Origin of the sequence: Adlercreutzia sp. DFI.6.23 (assembly GCF_024462535.1) — a bacterium.
Lineage (GTDB): Bacteria > Actinomycetota > Coriobacteriia > Coriobacteriales > Eggerthellaceae > Adlercreutzia > Adlercreutzia rubneri.
This window is the reverse complement of sequence record NZ_JANGBP010000685.1, coordinates 1-293: the sequence shown is the minus strand read 5'-3', so window position 1 is coordinate 293 and position 293 is coordinate 1. Positions and strand designations below refer to the sequence as shown.

1 pseudogene is annotated in these 293 nt (G+C 67.2%); it reads right to left on the bottom strand.

The window, feature by feature from the left end:
• Positions 1–293 (bottom strand): annotated as a pseudogene (locus NE591_RS15060) (hypothetical protein); the annotation flags it as partial.

Below are 293 nucleotides of genomic sequence, written 5' to 3'. Positions count from 1 at the left end.
CTTCGATGCCCCAAAGCTTCGCGTAGGCATCCAGCTGGATGCCCATTTCCAGGGCGGCGTTTTCCCACTGCTCGCTGGAGCGGTCGAGCTGGACGGTGTCGGCGAAGCGCTCGCCAATGGCGCGGGCGGCGTTCTCGGGCGCGTCCTTTTGGGTGATGTCGGCGGCGTCCATCGCTCGGTGCGCCTTGTGGAAATAGGGAACGTCGGCGGCCTCATCGGGGATGTCCATGTCGGTGCCGGAAGTATCGGCCTTGGCGGCGGGAGCGCTCGTGCGGCCCTCGCCTTCGGTTGCC